Raw genomic sequence first — 14,741 nt, 5'->3', positions numbered from 1 at the left:
CGTGACGGCTGTTTGAAGGCAAGAGCGAGGCGATTGATGGGCGGCGCCGGGCAAAGTTTTGTCCGCCGCCGCCCATCTTGGGCACGATCGTACCAGTAGGTCAGGCAGTGCTTCAGCCAAGCCGCATCGACAGCTCGACATCCTCGCTGAACGACGTGGACATGTAGCCGCCTCCGGTCGAGCGCACCCGCTCGAGGTATTCGGGGCAAAGATCGGCGTTGTCGGCAACGACGAAGGCGCCCGGCCTGAGGCGGCTTTCGAAAAGACTCAAGATCTCTGGATAGAGCGCTTTGGCGCCGTCGAGCAGAAGCAGGTCGACGGTTTCGGGAAGATCGACGCTTAATGTTTGCACCGCATCTCCTTCTCGGATTTCCACCAGGTCGATGAGACCGCCTGCCGTCAGATTGTTCCTGGCGCGCGCCACCTTGGATGGCTCGAACTCACTGGTGATGAGGCGGCCACCGCCATTGTCCCGCAAGGCTGCGGCAAGGTGTAGGGTCGAGATGCCGAACGAGGTTCCAAATTCAACGATCGTCCTTGCGCTGCTGCCCCGTGCCAGCATGTAGAGCAGCGTGCCGGTCTCTCGCGAAACGGGAAGCCAGAGGTCCTTTAGCCGCCCATAGAAATCGAGGTATTCGGTCTTGCTTCGAACGAGGCGGCTCCGCTCCTCGGCGGAGAATTCCGCCACTGCAGGGCTCGTTGCCGCAGCGGCTTCCTCGAACAGGCGGTCCAGCAGGGGCGCAAGCGGCGGCGTCGTCAGTGTGGTCATATCGGTCTCCAGTCAGAATGGAATGTGTTCTTGTGCGGCATTCAAAATACGACTAATCATTCGCATTTACTAATCGCATTGGCGCGCCTCTCAATGAGCGATCACCGCAGTCCGCGGATTTCCTCGCGAAAACAGCCCAAGCAGGCCCGCTCGGGGGAGCTCGTTGCTGCGATTTTGCAGGCTGCTGTTCAGGTTTTGGCGAGGGAAGGCGCGCAGCGCTTCACCACGGCGCGGGTGGCCGAGAAGGCCGGTGTCAGTGTCGGATCGCTGTATCAGTATTTTCCGAACAAGGCGGCGATCCTGTTCCGGCTCCAGAGCGACGAATGGCGGCAGACGACCGATTTGCTGCGCGACATCCTCGAGGATGTCAGGAAACCGCCACTTGAACGGCTGCGCGCCTTGGTCCACGCCTTCCTCCGCTCGGAGTGTGACGAGGCCGCGGTGCGCGTGGCGCTCGACGACGCCGCACCGCTTTACCGCGACGCGCCCGAGGCGCAGGCGGCAAGGGCGTCCGGAGACCGCACCATCCAGCTCTTCATGCAGGAGGCGTTGCCCAACGCCGCGCAAGCGACTCGCGAATTGGCCGGCGACCTGGTCATGACGACGCTCAGCACGGTGGGGAAGCAGTTCTCGGAGTTGCCCCGAACCCCCGCGGAGATCGAAGCCTACGCCGACGCCATGGCCGACATGTTCTGCGCCTACCTGAGAGGCCTCGATCACGGCTAAGGCAAATGCCAGGCCCGGTCAGCAAGCAGACCGAAAGTTTCGCACGGGGCAAACCTTGTCGGTGTCAGCCCCGCGGAAAGTCGTCTTTATCCCGCGGCCGCTGAACAATGCGGCCGCGGGATGGTACGCCTCAGACGTACCGGTTGACGATGTTTTCGAGTAGTTCCTGGCGACCGGATCTGGGCTGCGGCTCGATCTTCTCCTTGACGACGCGCTCGGCGATTTCCTCCAGCGTGCGCTTGCCGGCAAGCATCGCCTTGGCCTCGGCCGAATCCCAGCCGGCATAGCGCTCGGCGAGCGGGGCGGACAGCGCCTTGTCCTCGACCATGCGCGCTGCCGCCTTGAGGCCGCGAGCGCAGCAATCCATGCCGCCGATATGGCCGATCAGCAGATCCTGCGGATCGAGCGACTGGCGCCTGAGCTTGGCGTCGAAATTGGTGCCGCCGGTCTTGAAGCCGCCGGCCTGCAGCACCTGATAGTAGGCGAGAGCCATCTCCGGCACATTGTTGGGGAACTGGTCGGTGTCCCAGCCCGACTGGTAGTCGTTGCGGTTCATGTCGATCGAGCCGAAGATTCCCAGCGCATTGGCCAGCGCCAGTTCATGCTCGAACGAATGGCCGGCCAGGATGGCGTGGCCCTGCTCGATGTTGAGCTTGACCTCATTCTCCAGTCCGAAACGCTTGAGGAAGCCATAGACGGTGGCGACGTCGTAATCATACTGGTGCTTGGTTGGCTCCTGAGGCTTCGGCTCGATCAGGATGGTGCCTTCGAAGCCGATCCTGTGCTTGTAATCGACGACCAGATTGAGAAAACGGCCGGCCTGTTCCTGCTCGCGGGCAAGGTCGGTGTTGAGCAGCGTCTCATAGCCCTCGCGGCCGCCCCACAGCACGTAATTCTCGCCGTTCAGACGCTTGGTGACGTCGATGCAGTGTTTCACCGTCGCCGCCGAATAGGCAAAGACGTCCGGATCGGGGTTGGTGGCGGCGCCCGACATGAAGCGGCGGTTGGAGAACAGGTTGGCCGTGCCCCACAACAGCTTGACGCCGGTCTGCTTCATCTTTTCCGAGAAATAATCGGCGATCTCATCGAGCCGCGCCTTACTTTCGGAAAAGTCCCGGCCCTCCGGCCGCACGTCGGCATCGTGGAAGCAGAAATAAGGCGCGCCCAGCAACGAAAACATCTCGAAGGCGACGTCGGCCTTGAGTTTGGCCAACTCCATGGTGTCGGTGCTGCCGGCCTTCGGAAACCACGGCCGGTCAAATGTCTGGCCGCCGAACGGATCGCCGCCCGGCCAGGCAAAGGAATGCCAATAGGCGACGGCAAAGCGCAGATGGTCTTCGAGCCGCTTGCCGGCGACGATCTCGTCGGGATTGTAGAACCGGTAGGCCAGCGGATTGGTCGAATCCGGTCCCTCGTATTTAATCTGTTGGATGTCGCCGAAAAAACCGCTGCTCATGTTCTTTTCCTCTCGCATGGTTCGGCCTGATTACCTCAGGCGTAATTGGTTTCGCGCTGGCGCTGGTCGAAAAGGCTCATGTCAAAGCCACCCAGCGAAGGAGACAGAACCATGACCGACCTCAACACCATTGCCGAAAACTACATCGCCGCCTGGAACGAGAGCGACGCCGCACGCAGGAAAGCCTTGCTCGAGGCGACCTTCACCGAGGACGTCGGCTACCGCGATCCGATCATGCAGGGCGACGGCCATGACGGCATCGCCGCGCTGATCGAAGGCGTGCAGCAGCGCTTTGCCGGCTTCAGGTTCTCGCTGAAAGGCAAGCCGGACGGCTTCGCCGATACCGTCCGTTTCTCCTGGAATCTCGGGCCGGAAGGCGTCGAGTCCGTCATCGAAGGCACCGATATCGGCGTCATCGAGAATGGCCGGCTGAAAAGTGTTACCGGCTTTCTCGACAAGGTGCCGGCACAGTGAGGCCTTCTCGGCAGGCCACGGCGAGGGCGGGAAACCGCTCACGCCGTGGCGCTCCTGATCGCCGGGTAAAGCTGGCGGTAGCGCTGATAGGCATCTGCATAGGCACCGCCGAGGGCGGCGACCGGCTCGACCGTGGCGTCCGTCGCCGGCGCCGTGCACACGGCGCGCGGATCGGCGCCGGTCGCCGCGATCAGGCCAAGCCGGGCGGCGCCAAAGGCGGCGCCGAAATCGCCCTCGGCTGGAATATCGACTGGCAGGCCAAGCGCTGTGGCGATGGCCTTCAGCCAGTAGCGCGAACGCGAGCCGCCGCCGATCGCCGTCACCCGGGTCAGCGTCGTGCCGGCTTTGGCCAGGGCTTCGAGGCTGTCGCGGAAGGCGAAGGCGACGCCTTCGAGCACGGCCCGGGTCAGCGCCGCGCGGCCGGACTCGTGGGCAAGCCCGCTAAAGGCGCCCCGAATGACGGAATCATTGTGAGGCGTCCGCTCGCCTGACAGGTACGGCAGGAAGGAGACACCGGTCGGCGCCTGCAGCGCATCACCGAGTTCGGCGGTCAACTCGACGGCGCTTTTTCCCGCAATTGCCGACAGCCAGTTGAGTGAATCGGTTGCCGACAGGATGACGCCCATCTGGTGCCAGGTGCCGGGCAGTGCGTGGCAGAAGGTGTGCACCGCACTTTCCGGATTGGGCAGATAGGACGCGTTGGCGGCAAAAAGCACGCCCGATGTGCCGAGCGAGACGAAAGCCTGGCCGGCGCCGACCGTGCCCATGCCGCAGGCCGAGGCCGCGTTGTCGCCGGCGCCGCCGGCGATCGGGATGCCCGTCTGGATGCCCCATTTCGCAGCCAGTTCGCCGCGCAAGGCACCGGCCTTGGCCGTGCCTTCGACCAATGACGGCATCTGCCTTTCGTCCAGCGACGTCGCTGCTAGCAGTTCGGAGGACCAGGCGCGTTTGCCGACGTCGAGCCACGACGTGCCAGCCGAATCCGACATTTCCGAAATATGGTCGCCGGCGAGCCAGAGCCGCAAAAAGTCCTTCGGCAGCAGGACCTTTGCCACCTTGGCAAAAACAGCCGGTTCGTTGTTTTTCACCCAGGCGAGCTTTGGCGCGGTGAAGCCGGGAAAGACGATGTTGCCGGTCAGCTTGCGAAAGCGTGGGTCGGCATCGAGTGCAGCCGCCTCGGCGTGGCTGCGTGTGTCGTTCCACAGGATGCAGGGGCGCAGCACCTGGTCGGCGGCATCGAGCAGGGTGGCGCCATGCATATGGCCGGAAAGGCCGATGCCTTTAACCGCCGCGAGCTCCTTCGCATGCATGGACCTCAGCTCGGCGATCGCCGCTTCGCAGGCGCGAATCCAGTCGGCCGGGTTCTGCTCGGACCAGCCGGGATGCGGGCGCGACACATCGAGCGGCGCATGGCCGGAGCCGACGATGCCCTGCCTTGCATCGGTCAGCAGCGCCTTGACGCCCGACGTGCCGAGATCGAGGCCGAGATACATGCTTCCTCCCATATCCGTCAGGCCTGGCGGCGACGGTCTTTCTTGCTCCCCGGCCCAGTCCTGCGACACGGACGGCGAAGATATCCCGGCAATCGTGCTGCCGGAAAAACGCTCCAGTCAACACGCGAAGATTTTTTCGACACTCGAAAAAATCTGGCCGGGGCAGTTTTTAAGGCAAGATTTAATCTTGGTCAATTCGCCGTGAGAGCGATTGCGCGCCGTGAAAACAGTGCCGACAACGGGCTGTCCGGCCGTGCCAGCGCGCGTTCCGCCGCCAGCGCCCTTGCCAGCGCGCCATCACCGGAACGCAATGCCGCCTCGATCAGCGTCAGGTCGATGACGTCGCGTTGGGCGTGGCTGCCGCCGAAGCGGTGGGCGATCGCCCGGATCGGCCGGATCAGGCCTATCGTCCCGGCATAATTGCCCTCGCCGAATGCCTTGATGGCGAGCGTCAGGGGATGGCCGACATCCCGGGTGAAAGCGGCGTTGTCGTCTTTGCCGCGCATCGCCTCGCGCTGCGCCTCGAGCAAGCCGCTGGCCGGCGCGTCGAGGCCGGCACCGACAAACGCCATCATTGCGTGGGCGTCGTTGAAGGCATAATGGCCGGCGCTGGCCTTGGGCAACCAGTTGGCGGCGAGCGCCGCCCAGCGGCTGCCGACATCGACGCCGCCGAGATGCAGCCGCCACAGGATCGCCGAGGCATCGACCATGTTGAGCGCCAGCGTCGAGCGCTCGCCATAGATCGGCCCGTCATAGAGCGCCAGCACCTCGTCGATTTCGCCAAGATCGTAGTGGAACAGCGCCAGGTGCCACCAATTGTGCACCTGCAGGAAACTTTCCCGCGTCCACGCTTCGGGATTGGCGCGCATCCACAGAATGCCGTCCTTTTGCCGGCTCTGCATCTCCATGACATGGGCCACCGCATGCTGAGCCCAGCCATCGCGCGGCTCGAGATCGACCGCCGTGCGGCCAAGTTTTTCGGCGCGCGCGTAATCGCCCATTTCCTCCAGGCCAAAGGCCTGCATGCCGAGTATGGCGTGATAGCCCGGCATGCCGCTCTGCCAGGACGGCAGCGCGCGGCCGATGCGGTCGCGCAGCATGCGCGCGTTGCCGGTGAAGAAGTCGATCTGGTGCCCGGTCTGCAGCGCCAGCGCATCGAGCGGAAACTCGATGGCGATATCCTCCAGCACGCGGGCGGCCTCGTGCCAGCGTCCCTCCGCAAGGTGGCCAAGGGCGGCGACATGCGCCTGCTCGCGTGTCGTCGCGGCAAGCGGCAGCGCCGCCTCGTGACATGCCTTGGCCACCGCCGTCGCCTCACGCTCGGTGGCGAGGCCAAAGAGATAACCCTTGAACACCTGCGCCATGACGAAGCCGGGATCGTCGGCGATTGCCCGGTCAATGGAGCCGACCGGATCGCCGATGAAGCACTGCAATTCGCGCACGGCCCGGCTGTAGGACGAAAACCCGGCCTCCGTCGCGCCAGACAGTGTCAGGCCGAATGCATCCCTGACCGCCATGGCGTGTCCTCAGTTGCCCGATCGCATCGCCACCGTGGCGATGCCTGCGCCGACCAGCAGCGTGCCGCCGGTGCGGTTGAAGATGCGGATCGCCTTTGGATTGCGCACGACGTTGCGCGCCCTTGCGGCGATCAGCGCATAACCGAGCGCGTTGGCGAAGGCGAGCGTCAGGAAGGTCGTCTCGAAGATCAGCATCTGTGTCCAGAAATCCGCGTGCCGGTCGAGGAACTGCGGCAGGAAGGCGACGAAGAAGGTGATGCTTTTCGGATTGAGCGCAGTAACCAGCCAGGCATGCGCCGCCATTTTCGCCGATGACACCGCATCGGTGCGCGGTTCGGCCCGGAGCGCGCCGCCGGCGCGAAACAGCTTGATGCCGAGATAGATCAGATAGAGGGCGCCGATCACCTTCAGCACCGTGAATACGGTGGCCGACGCCGCCAGCAGCGCGCCGATGCCCAGCATCGACAGTGTCATCGCGGTGAAGTCGCCGAGCGCCACGCCGACTGCCATCGGCAGCGCGGTGCGCCAGCCTTGGCCGAGTGCATAGGAAACCACCAGCAGGATGGTCGGGCCTGGAATGACCAGAAGGACTGCCGAGGCGGCGGCAAACGCGGCCCAGTTTTCGAAGGACATTTTCTTCTCCTTGAGCTTAAAGAAGAGGATAAATCCTTGGCCTCGCGCAGATGTAAAGAGGCAAGAATCGAAAAAGCGCGTCGTTAACGCCAGGCGGCTGGCCTTCACGCTTTTTCAACCATGATTGGTGAAAATGCCTGCTATCCGGCCGGACCGTGTTTCCCGCCGACAGCGTAGGGTTTGGGTAAATGCGTGAGTTGCCGCACGGTCTGTCGCTGCCGCATAATGGCGACGCAATCGAAACCGAACTACAGCTTTCCCGCCGCACGGTGCTGTCCGGCGCCGGCGCGTTGGCGCTGCTCGGCGTCACAGGCTGCAGCCAGACGCTGGATCTGCCGTCGCTCCAGCTCGACGACGTCACCACCGGCTCGATCCGGCCCGTCCGTCCGAGCATCAGCGTCGACAAGAACATCACCAGCCCCGACGTGATGTACGCTTCGCTTACCGACGGTGGCTTCAACGTGCCGGAGGTGCCCTACCTCAAGATCAAGCCGGAGTTTCGCCGCCAGATTGTCGTCGATCCGACCGGCGAGCAGCCCGGTACCATTGTCGTTCACTCGCAGGAACGGCTGCTCTATCTCGTGCAGCCCGGCGGCGAGGCGATCCGTTACGGCGTCGGTATCGGCAAGGACGGATTCCGCTGGTCCGGCCGCGCCAACATCCAGTACGGCAAGGAATGGCCGGTCTGGACCCCGCCGCCCGAGATGATCGCCCGCAGGCCGGAACTGGTGAAGTGGCAAGGCGGACAGCCGGGCGGCCTCGACAATCCGCTCGGCGCGCGTGCCCTCTACATTTATCAGAACGGCAGCGACACCGGTTATCGCATCCACGGCTCGCCCGAATGGTGGAGCATCGGCCAGGCGATGTCGTCGGGCTGCGTGCGCCTGATCAACCAGGACGTCATCGATCTCTACAGCCGCGTCTCCAAGAAAAACCCGGTCGTCGTCGTCTGAACGGCGGCTTCGCCTTCAGCGATCACTCTGCCGTTGCGCGATGCCGCAAGACAGGCGAATGTGCCTGCGATTTCATTGCCCGGGAGACGTGAACAATGGCCGGAACTTTTGTCATCGCGCAGGGCGGCGGCCCGACCGCCGTCATCAACCAAACCGTGGTGGGTGCTGCGCTCGAAATCCGCAAACGGCATCCCGGCGCCAAGGTGCTGGGATCCATCCACGGCGTGCGCGGCATTCGTGACGGCAATTACGTCGATCTTTCCGCCATCCCCGAGGACCGCCTGCGGCTGATCGCAGCGACGCCGAGCGCCGCGCTTGGTTCGACGCGCGACAAGCCGGATGCCGCCTATTGCGACCTCATCCTCAATGGCTTGAAGAAAGCCGGCGCCGACGCCTTCATCTATATCGGCGGCAACGACACCTCGGGCACGCAGCAGATCCTCACCGACGCCGCCGGCGGCAAGATCGCCTTCGTGCATGCGCCGAAAACCATCGACAACGATCTCGAGGAGAACGATCACACGCCCGGCTTCATGTCGGCGGCCGAGTTCGTCGCTGGAGCATTCCTTTCGGTCGATCTCGATTTCCGCGCTCTGCCGGGCATCTATGTCGGCATCGTCATGGGGCGGCATGCCGGTTTCCTGACGGCCGCATCCGCGGCCTGGCAGCTCGACCAGGACAGCGGCCCGCATCTCGTCTACGTGCCGGAGCGGCCGTTCTCGGCGGCCGGTTTCATCGACGACGTGCGCGCCACGCTCGACCGCCACAAGCGCTGCATCGTTGCCGTCTCCGAAGGCGTCAGCACCGCCGACGGCAAGGCGCTGGTCGAAAGCCTGGTGCCGCCCGAAAGGCTGGAGCGCGACCAGCACGGCAACGTCAAGCTGTCGGGCAGCGACCTGCCGGCAGCCTTGGAGCGCGCGCTCGCCGAAGGATTGCCGGGCAAGCGGGCGCGCGTCGATGCGCTCGGCTATATGCCGCGCGGCTATGTCGGCGCCATCAGCGCGGTGGACGCGCAGGAGGCCTTCGATGCCGGCGCCTTCGCCGTCACCGTGGCCGACGAGGGCGGCGGTTCGGTGGCGCTGCAATATGACGGCAAAAAAACCGTGCTGAAGAAGGTGCCGCTGAAGAACGTCGCCGGCAAGACGCGCCATATGCCGGATGATTTCATGCTGCCCGACGTCAACCGGCTGTCCGATGCGGGCATGGTCTATCTGAAGCGGCTGGTTCCGCGAAAGTACAAGGTCGGTAAGCCGTTCGTCTGATGCCGGCCTTTATCTGATGGACAGCTGGTTCAGCAAAACCATCGTCGACGCCAAGACGATGATGCTGACCGAGCCCTTCGTGCATGATTTCGTGCGCGCCAACATCTGGCATGTGCGCGGCCGCGATGTCGACCTGCTGGTCGACACCGGCATGGGGATCTGCCCGCTGGCGCCGCAGATCGACACGCCGGCCGGCAAGCCGCTGCTCGTCGTCGCCACGCATATCCATCTCGATCATGTCGGCTCGCTGCACGAGTTTCCGTTGCGGGCAGGTCCGCGCCACAGCGCCACGCAGTTCGACAGCATGGACGAAGCGGTGACCTACGCCTACATGTTCCATGATCTCGAAGGCGCCGTCTCCAGACTGCCGGCAAACGGCTGGAAAGCGGCCGATTACAGGATTCCACCGGCGCCGCTGGACCGGACCCTGGACGAGGGCGATAGGATCGACCTCGGCGACCGGCAATTCCGCGTCCTGCACCTGCCCGGCCACTCTCCGGATTCGATCGCGCTGTTCGATGAGGCAGACGGCCTGTTCTTCGCCGGCGACGCCATCTATGACGCCACGCTGATCGACGACCTGCCGGATTCCGATCGTGCCGCCTACCGCCGCACCATGCAGCGGCTGCGCGATCTGCCGATCCGGATCGGCCATGGCGGTCATGGACCGAGCTTCGACGGCAGGCGGATGCGTGAGATCGCCTCGGCGTATCTCAGGCGAACGGACGGGACAGCGGCATAGAAGCCTTGGCGGGGCAGTGAGGGGCGGCCTGAAGCGATTTGGCTTGGGCAACTATTTTGTTCTTGCTTTGTGCCGGCAGCTATGCTAGTAATCTGGGTATGGTGCTGATTTGCCCCAACGACCCGCCGTCAGGCGGGTTTTTGTTTTCGGGTTTCGGCGCAAGCCCGGCACGGCGGTTGCCAGCCGAAAATTAAATCTTCGTAACATTATCTGGAAACCATGATCGGCGCCCTAGATGCGGGGCTGTCGATCCGGTCGGCTGCCTGACAGGCGAGACAGGCAAGGCCGACGACCGACGCGCCGATGAATTGTTCCGGTGACGGAACGTTAGGGCGCTTCACCAATCTCTCGCCCGGACAACGGCCATGTCACCAATTCAGACCCTTCGCAGACATCGCGTCGCCGCTCTGCTGGGCGCAGCGTTGATCGTCAGCCCTTTCGCCCTGCCTCTCGCTCCCAGGCTGAATGATGTCCTGGCGGCAACGGTCACCCCTCCCGTCACCGGCATGACGGCGCCGAGCGGCTCGTTCGCGCCGGTCGTGGCGGCCGATAAGCCGGCGGTGGTGACCATCACGACGGTCATGAAAGTACAACAGCCCGACACCATGAGCGACGCCTCTCCCTTTGGCGGAACCTCCCCTTTCGACGACTATTTCCGCCATTTCTTCGGTGACCAGGGATTGCCCGCTCCCAAAACACCGCCGGAACAGGCGCCGCGCACCGAGGCGCTCGGTTCAGGCTTCATCGTCGCCAGCGACGGCACCATCGTCACCAACAATCACGTTGTCGATGGCGCCCAATCGATCAAGGTGACGCTCGACGACGGCACCGAGCTTCCCGCCAAATTGATCGGCCATGACGCCAAGAACGATCTTGCCGTGCTCAAGGTCAAAGCCGGCAAGCCCTTGCCGACCGTCAGATGGGGCGATTCCGACAAGCTCATGCCGGGTGACCAGGTGCTCGCCTTCGGCAATCCTTTCGGCCTTGGCACCACGGTCACGGCCGGCATCGTCTCGGCGCGCGGCCGCGACCTGCACAGCGGGCCGTTTGACGACTTCATCCAGATCGACGCACCGATCAACCGGGGCAATTCCGGCGGCCCGCTGACGGATGTGAACGGCAATGTCGTCGGCATCAACACGGCGATCTTTTCGCCGAATGGCGGCAGTGTCGGCGTCGGCTTCGCCATCCCCTCCGACCAGGCGCAAAAGGTCGTCGCCAAGCTGATGAAGGGCGGCTCCATCCAGTACGGCTACCTGGGCGTCCAGATCCAGCCGGTGACGCCTGATATGGCGAGCGCCATCGGCCTCGATCACCCCGCCGGCGTGCTCGTCGCGCAGGTCAGCGACGGATCGCCGGCCGCCAAGGCCGGCATCGAGACCGGCGACGTCATCACCAGCTTCGCCGATCGCGACATAAAGGACCCAAGGGACCTGTCGCGCGCTGTCGCCGACGTTGCGCCCGGCACGAGGGAAACCCTCAATGTCTGGCGCAAGGGCCAAAGCCTGCAGATCTCCGTCGAGATCGGGCGCAACGAAGACGACATGGCAACGGGATCGGTGACCGGCGATCAGGGTCAGCCGTCGACGGAGCAGGGCCTCCGTGCACCGGCGCTCGGTTTCCGCCTGATGGATGTCACCCCGGATGTACGCCAGGCAATGAACCTGGCAGGCAACCAGCACGGCGCACTGGTCGAGCGCGTCGACCCGAACAAGGCGGCATCGGCTTCCGGCATCCAGCCCGGCGACATCATCGTCGCCGTCGACCAGCATCCGGTGAGAAGCGCCAGGCAGGCTAACCAGGCGATTGTGCAGGCTGCCAAATCCGGCAAGAAATCGGTGCTGCTGCTTGTCCAGCGCGGCGACGCCCAGATGTTTGTCGCCGTCCCCTTCGCCAGTGGCTGAGGCAGGCGCCGCGCTGCCAAGATCGATGGAGGGCATTGCCGGCCGAGCCAAGATTTCGGTTGCCCGAGCGCGCGTCTTCGAGAAAACTGACAAAGGTCGATTGGACCTTGCGCAAACGGATATTCTCGATGGCTACCCGAGGTTTCTCTTCCGGACGAAAGCCGCCGACAGATACGGGTGCACGTATCCCGCCGGGGCAATATCTCGAGCAAGGTTTCCCGGTCCTGTCGGCCGGCCCGACGCCGCATGTGCGCACCGAGGATTGGTCGTTCACGCTTAAGCACGGGCCGCGGCCGATCAAGAAGTGGAACTGGGCCGAGTTCAACGCGCTGCCCCTGACCAAGATGACGCGCGACATCCATTGCGTCACCGCATGGACCAAGTTCGACACGGCGTGGCAGGGCGTGCTGGTCGACGACATCCTTGCCGACGCCGGCATCGAGCCGCCCACCGCCTTCACGCTGGCGTTGGGTTTCGACGGCTATTCCACCAACGTGCCAACGAAGGATCTCACCGGCGGCAAGGCGATGGTGGCGCTGCTTTACGAGGGCAAGCCGATCACCCCCGACCATGGCGGCCCGGCGCGGCTGCTCGTTCCGCATCTCTATTTCTGGAAATCGGCCAAATGGCTGAACGGGCTGCAGTTCACCGAGCGTGACGAGCCGGGTTTCTGGGAGTTGCGAGGCTATCATATCTATGGCGACCCGTGGCGCGAGCAGCGCTACACGAACGATCCATGAGCGACGCACCGGCGGCGCAGTCGCCCTGGCAGATAGTCACCATCACCCGCATCCAAAAGCGCACGCCGCGCGTCACCAGCTTTTTCCTGCAGCCGTCGCGGCCCTTCGCCTACCGTGCCGGACAGCATGTCGATGTCAGGCTGACGGCGCCTGACGGTTATCAGGCGCGGCGCTCCTACTCCATCGCCTCGGCACCGGAGACCGGCGAGACCATCGAGCTGGCGATTGAAAAACTCGAGGACGGCGAGGTCTCGCCGTTCTTTCACGAGATCGCGGCGGTGGGCGACGAGTTCGAATTGCGCGGGCCGCTCGGCGGCCATTTCGTCTGGTCCGACGGCGATGGCGGACCGCTCCTGCTCGTCGGCGGTGGGTCGGGCGTGGTGCCGTTGATGTCGATGGTCCGTCACCGGGCGATGCGGGGGTCGCTGGTTGCCGCCGCCCTGGTGGTTTCGGCGCGGGTCTGGGACGAGGTGATCTTTCGCGATGAGCTGATCGACCTCGCCGAGCGCCGGGATGGCTTCGACCTGGTGCTGACGCTGACGCGCGAGCCGGCCCGCCGTCCGGCGGATTATGCGCGGCGGGTCGACGCCGCGATGATGGTGCAAGCCATGACCAGGTTGCCCGCGCCGCCGAAGCTGGCCTTTGTCTGCGGCTCGAACGCATTCGTGACGGCCGCCGCCGAGGCACTGATCGATGCCGGGGTGCCTGCGGCTCTCATCCGCACCGAACGCTACGGGGTCTGACCCGGTTCTGCTTGCCCGGTTGCTGCCTTTGCCGGCCGGCCTAAACGGGCCGAAAACCGGCAGAACGGCGAGGCCGCGCTTGGCTGAAATGGTTAACGATTCGACAAACAACCCCGGCTGCGACTTTTATCGGTTTAAAAAATCGAACCGAACGGTTCGTTTCTGTTGACAATGCGTGCAGGACGCTGTGAACGCTGCCTTCCAAGTCCCCTTGCAGTCAGACCGAGGCGATGGGCTATCTTGTTGGCATTAAACGGTAAAAATGTGGCGGAGGGAGTCCGTGGCACAATTTCAAGGTGTAGATTCTTGGTCCACACCAAACAACTTCGTGATTGGAAACTGGCCATTGGCTTTCCCACATCGGGGCGGTCCGAACGACGCGAACTCCTCCCAAGACACGCCGCTAGACGGACTGAGACTAAGATACTGGAGTACTAAAAATGAAAAAGATCGCTCTTGCCGCCGTCGCCGTTTTGGCCATCACCGGCAGCGCCTTCGCCGGCAGCGACAATTATGGTTCCAATGGTGCGAACCAGCCTGCCGCCTCGGGCGACAGCTCGTACACGGCTTCCATTCAGAAGCCGGCTGATGCTGACAAGCAGCCTGTCCAGGGCGCCGACCGGAACCTCTTCGGCAACAACTAACAGCCGATCCCAGCATCAGGGCGGCGGGCATATCCGCCGCCCGGGATCTGAAAAAATTCAGGAGTATTGAAATGAAAAAGATCTTTCTTGCCGCCGTCGCCGTTTTGGCCATCACCGGCAGCGCCTTCGCCGGCAGCGACAATTATGGTTCCAACGGAGCCAACCAGCCGGCTGTCGCGGTCGACAGCTCGTACACGGCCTCCCTCAAGAAGTCAGATCAGGCTGAAAAGCAGCCGGTCGGCCAGGGCGCCGATCGCAACCTCTTCGGCAACAACTAACAGCCGATCCCACCATCAAGGCGGGCGGGCATGCCCGCCGCTTTGATCCGAAATCCAGGAGTATCCAAATGAAAAAGATTGTTCTTACTGCCGCCGCTCTCTTGATTACCGCCGGCGGCGCCTATGCCCAAAACGACAATGTTGGCGGGAGCGACATCAATAAGCAGTCGACCGTCAATGTCGACAAGACGCAGACGTATTCGGTGCGTGACAGCAACTCGCCGATCTACAAGTTGCTGAATTCGTCCGGCGATGTGCCCAAGTCCGCGCCTCAGGGCGCCGACCGCAACCTCTTCGGCAACAACTAACAGCCGAATTGGAATTCCAGACAAGAGGGGGGGGGCGCGGCCCCCGCGGAGGGGGGGGGGTATAAAAAACAACCCGCCCCCCACGAGCGCAAGGGTGTG

At 63.8% G+C, this 14,741-nt stretch carries 16 protein-coding genes; 11 read left to right on the top strand and 5 right to left on the bottom strand.

Annotated elements, in window-relative coordinates; genetic code table 11:
* Positions 1 to 112: 112 nt before the first annotated feature.
* A complete protein-coding gene (locus tag NKH17_RS28370; protein WP_352900442.1) occupies positions 113 to 769 on the bottom strand; it encodes an O-methyltransferase in 657 nt (218 codons plus the stop codon).
* Positions 770 to 862: 93 nt separating this feature from the next.
* On the opposite strand from NKH17_RS28370, the gene NKH17_RS28365 reads away from it, so the two are divergent.
* Complete coding sequence (locus NKH17_RS28365) at positions 863 to 1,495, top strand: TetR/AcrR family transcriptional regulator (RefSeq protein WP_352480230.1); 633 nt, start codon at positions 863 to 865, stop codon at positions 1,493 to 1,495.
* A gap of 130 nt (positions 1,496 to 1,625) precedes the next feature.
* On the opposite strand, the gene xylA is transcribed toward NKH17_RS28365, so the two are convergent.
* Positions 1,626 to 2,951 carry a xylose isomerase gene (gene xylA / locus NKH17_RS28360; RefSeq protein ID WP_352807494.1) on the bottom strand — a complete coding sequence of 442 codons (1,326 nt, stop codon included), beginning with the start codon at positions 2,949 to 2,951 and terminating at the stop codon, positions 1,626 to 1,628.
* 111 nt (positions 2,952 to 3,062) lie between these two features.
* On the opposite strand from xylA, the gene NKH17_RS28355 reads away from it, so the two are divergent.
* Positions 3,063 to 3,425 carry a nuclear transport factor 2 family protein gene (locus tag NKH17_RS28355; RefSeq protein WP_352480232.1) on the top strand — a complete coding sequence of 121 codons (363 nt, stop codon included), beginning with the start codon at positions 3,063 to 3,065 and terminating at the stop codon, positions 3,423 to 3,425.
* A 38-nt stretch (positions 3,426 to 3,463) separates the two neighbouring features.
* Here NKH17_RS28355 and xylB read toward each other — a convergent pair whose 3' ends face one another.
* The 3 genes from xylB to NKH17_RS28340 form a co-directional block, all read right to left on the bottom strand.
* Positions 3,464 to 4,918 carry a xylulokinase gene (xylB, locus tag NKH17_RS28350; protein WP_352900445.1) on the bottom strand — a complete coding sequence of 485 codons (1,455 nt, stop codon included), beginning with the start codon at positions 4,916 to 4,918 and terminating at the stop codon, positions 3,464 to 3,466.
* A 191-nt stretch (positions 4,919 to 5,109) separates the two neighbouring features.
* Positions 5,110 to 6,435, bottom strand: a complete 1,326-nt coding sequence (locus NKH17_RS28345; RefSeq protein ID WP_352900448.1) for a tetratricopeptide repeat protein — start codon at positions 6,433 to 6,435, stop codon at positions 5,110 to 5,112.
* A 9-nt stretch (positions 6,436 to 6,444) separates the two neighbouring features.
* Entirely contained in the window at positions 6,445 to 7,068 is a 624-nt protein-coding gene (locus NKH17_RS28340; protein ID WP_352480235.1) for a LysE family translocator, read from the bottom strand.
* Between the two features lie 188 nt (positions 7,069 to 7,256).
* Here NKH17_RS28340 and NKH17_RS28335 point away from each other — a divergent pair, with 188 nt between their 5' ends.
* The 9 genes from NKH17_RS28335 to NKH17_RS28295 all read left to right on the top strand — a co-directional run bounded on the left by NKH17_RS28335 (position 7,257) and on the right by NKH17_RS28295 (position 14,642).
* Complete coding sequence (locus NKH17_RS28335; RefSeq protein ID WP_352480236.1) at positions 7,257 to 8,021, top strand: L,D-transpeptidase; 765 nt, start codon at positions 7,257 to 7,259, stop codon at positions 8,019 to 8,021.
* Positions 8,022 to 8,116: 95 nt separating this feature from the next.
* Positions 8,117 to 9,283 (top strand): diphosphate--fructose-6-phosphate 1-phosphotransferase, encoded by a 1,167-nt coding sequence (locus NKH17_RS28330; protein WP_352900450.1) that lies wholly within the window; start codon positions 8,117 to 8,119, stop codon positions 9,281 to 9,283.
* Between the two features lie 16 nt (positions 9,284 to 9,299).
* Entirely contained in the window at positions 9,300 to 10,025 is a 726-nt protein-coding gene (locus NKH17_RS28325; RefSeq protein WP_352480238.1) for an MBL fold metallo-hydrolase, read from the top strand.
* A 365-nt stretch (positions 10,026 to 10,390) separates the two neighbouring features.
* The gene (locus tag NKH17_RS28320; protein ID WP_352900453.1) at positions 10,391 to 11,929 is read left to right on the top strand and encodes a DegQ family serine endoprotease; all 1,539 of its coding nucleotides are present in this window, start codon (positions 10,391 to 10,393) and stop codon (positions 11,927 to 11,929) included.
* Between the two features lie 128 nt (positions 11,930 to 12,057).
* Positions 12,058 to 12,669 carry a molybdopterin-dependent oxidoreductase gene (locus NKH17_RS28315; protein WP_352480239.1) on the top strand — a complete coding sequence of 204 codons (612 nt, stop codon included), beginning with the start codon at positions 12,058 to 12,060 and terminating at the stop codon, positions 12,667 to 12,669.
* Positions 12,666 to 13,412, top strand: a complete 747-nt coding sequence (locus tag NKH17_RS28310) for an FAD-binding oxidoreductase (RefSeq protein ID WP_352480240.1) — start codon at positions 12,666 to 12,668, stop codon at positions 13,410 to 13,412. Before NKH17_RS28315 ends, NKH17_RS28310 begins: the two co-directional genes overlap by 4 nt.
* Before the next feature lie 440 nt (positions 13,413 to 13,852).
* Positions 13,853 to 14,056: a DUF680 domain-containing protein gene (locus NKH17_RS28305; protein WP_352480241.1), complete on the top strand. Its 204-nt coding sequence runs from the start codon at positions 13,853 to 13,855 to the stop codon at positions 14,054 to 14,056.
* Between the two features lie 71 nt (positions 14,057 to 14,127).
* The gene (locus NKH17_RS28300; RefSeq protein ID WP_254815995.1) at positions 14,128 to 14,334 is read left to right on the top strand and encodes a DUF680 domain-containing protein; all 207 of its coding nucleotides are present in this window, start codon (positions 14,128 to 14,130) and stop codon (positions 14,332 to 14,334) included.
* Between the two features lie 68 nt (positions 14,335 to 14,402).
* Complete coding sequence (locus NKH17_RS28295) at positions 14,403 to 14,642, top strand: DUF680 domain-containing protein (RefSeq protein WP_352480242.1); 240 nt, start codon at positions 14,403 to 14,405, stop codon at positions 14,640 to 14,642.
* The last annotated feature ends 99 nt before the right edge of the window (positions 14,643 to 14,741 follow it).

The sequence above is a fragment of the Mesorhizobium sp. M1334 genome, assembly GCF_040317995.1.
Classification (GTDB): Bacteria; Pseudomonadota; Alphaproteobacteria; order Rhizobiales; family Rhizobiaceae; genus Mesorhizobium.
The sequence above is the reverse complement of the archived record's forward strand: the minus strand, read 5'-3'. Positions and strand labels throughout refer to the sequence as shown.

Coding starts and splice junctions, on each gene's coding strand:
- NKH17_RS28370 (WP_352900442.1), bottom strand. CDS start 769: ATGACCACACTGACGACGCCGCCGCTTGCGCCCCTGCTGGACCGCCTG.
- NKH17_RS28335 (WP_352480236.1), top strand. CDS start 7,257: ATGCGTGAGTTGCCGCACGGTCTGTCGCTGCCGCATAATGGCGACGCA.
- NKH17_RS28320 (WP_352900453.1), top strand. CDS start 10,391: ATGTCACCAATTCAGACCCTTCGCAGACATCGCGTCGCCGCTCTGCTG.
- NKH17_RS28355 (WP_352480232.1), top strand. CDS start 3,063: ATGACCGACCTCAACACCATTGCCGAAAACTACATCGCCGCCTGGAAC.
- NKH17_RS28330 (WP_352900450.1), top strand. CDS start 8,117: ATGGCCGGAACTTTTGTCATCGCGCAGGGCGGCGGCCCGACCGCCGTC.
- NKH17_RS28295 (WP_352480242.1), top strand. CDS start 14,403: ATGAAAAAGATTGTTCTTACTGCCGCCGCTCTCTTGATTACCGCCGGC.
- NKH17_RS28340 (WP_352480235.1), bottom strand. CDS start 7,068: ATGTCCTTCGAAAACTGGGCCGCGTTTGCCGCCGCCTCGGCAGTCCTT.
- NKH17_RS28305 (WP_352480241.1), top strand. CDS start 13,853: ATGAAAAAGATCGCTCTTGCCGCCGTCGCCGTTTTGGCCATCACCGGC.
- xylA (WP_352807494.1), bottom strand. CDS start 2,951: ATGAGCAGCGGTTTTTTCGGCGACATCCAACAGATTAAATACGAGGGA.
- xylB (WP_352900445.1), bottom strand. CDS start 4,918: ATGTATCTCGGCCTCGATCTCGGCACGTCGGGCGTCAAGGCGCTGCTG.
- NKH17_RS28345 (WP_352900448.1), bottom strand. CDS start 6,435: ATGGCGGTCAGGGATGCATTCGGCCTGACACTGTCTGGCGCGACGGAG.
- NKH17_RS28300 (WP_254815995.1), top strand. CDS start 14,128: ATGAAAAAGATCTTTCTTGCCGCCGTCGCCGTTTTGGCCATCACCGGC.
- NKH17_RS28325 (WP_352480238.1), top strand. CDS start 9,300: ATGGACAGCTGGTTCAGCAAAACCATCGTCGACGCCAAGACGATGATG.
- NKH17_RS28315 (WP_352480239.1), top strand. CDS start 12,058: ATGGCTACCCGAGGTTTCTCTTCCGGACGAAAGCCGCCGACAGATACG.
- NKH17_RS28310 (WP_352480240.1), top strand. CDS start 12,666: ATGAGCGACGCACCGGCGGCGCAGTCGCCCTGGCAGATAGTCACCATC.
- NKH17_RS28365 (WP_352480230.1), top strand. CDS start 863: ATGAGCGATCACCGCAGTCCGCGGATTTCCTCGCGAAAACAGCCCAAG.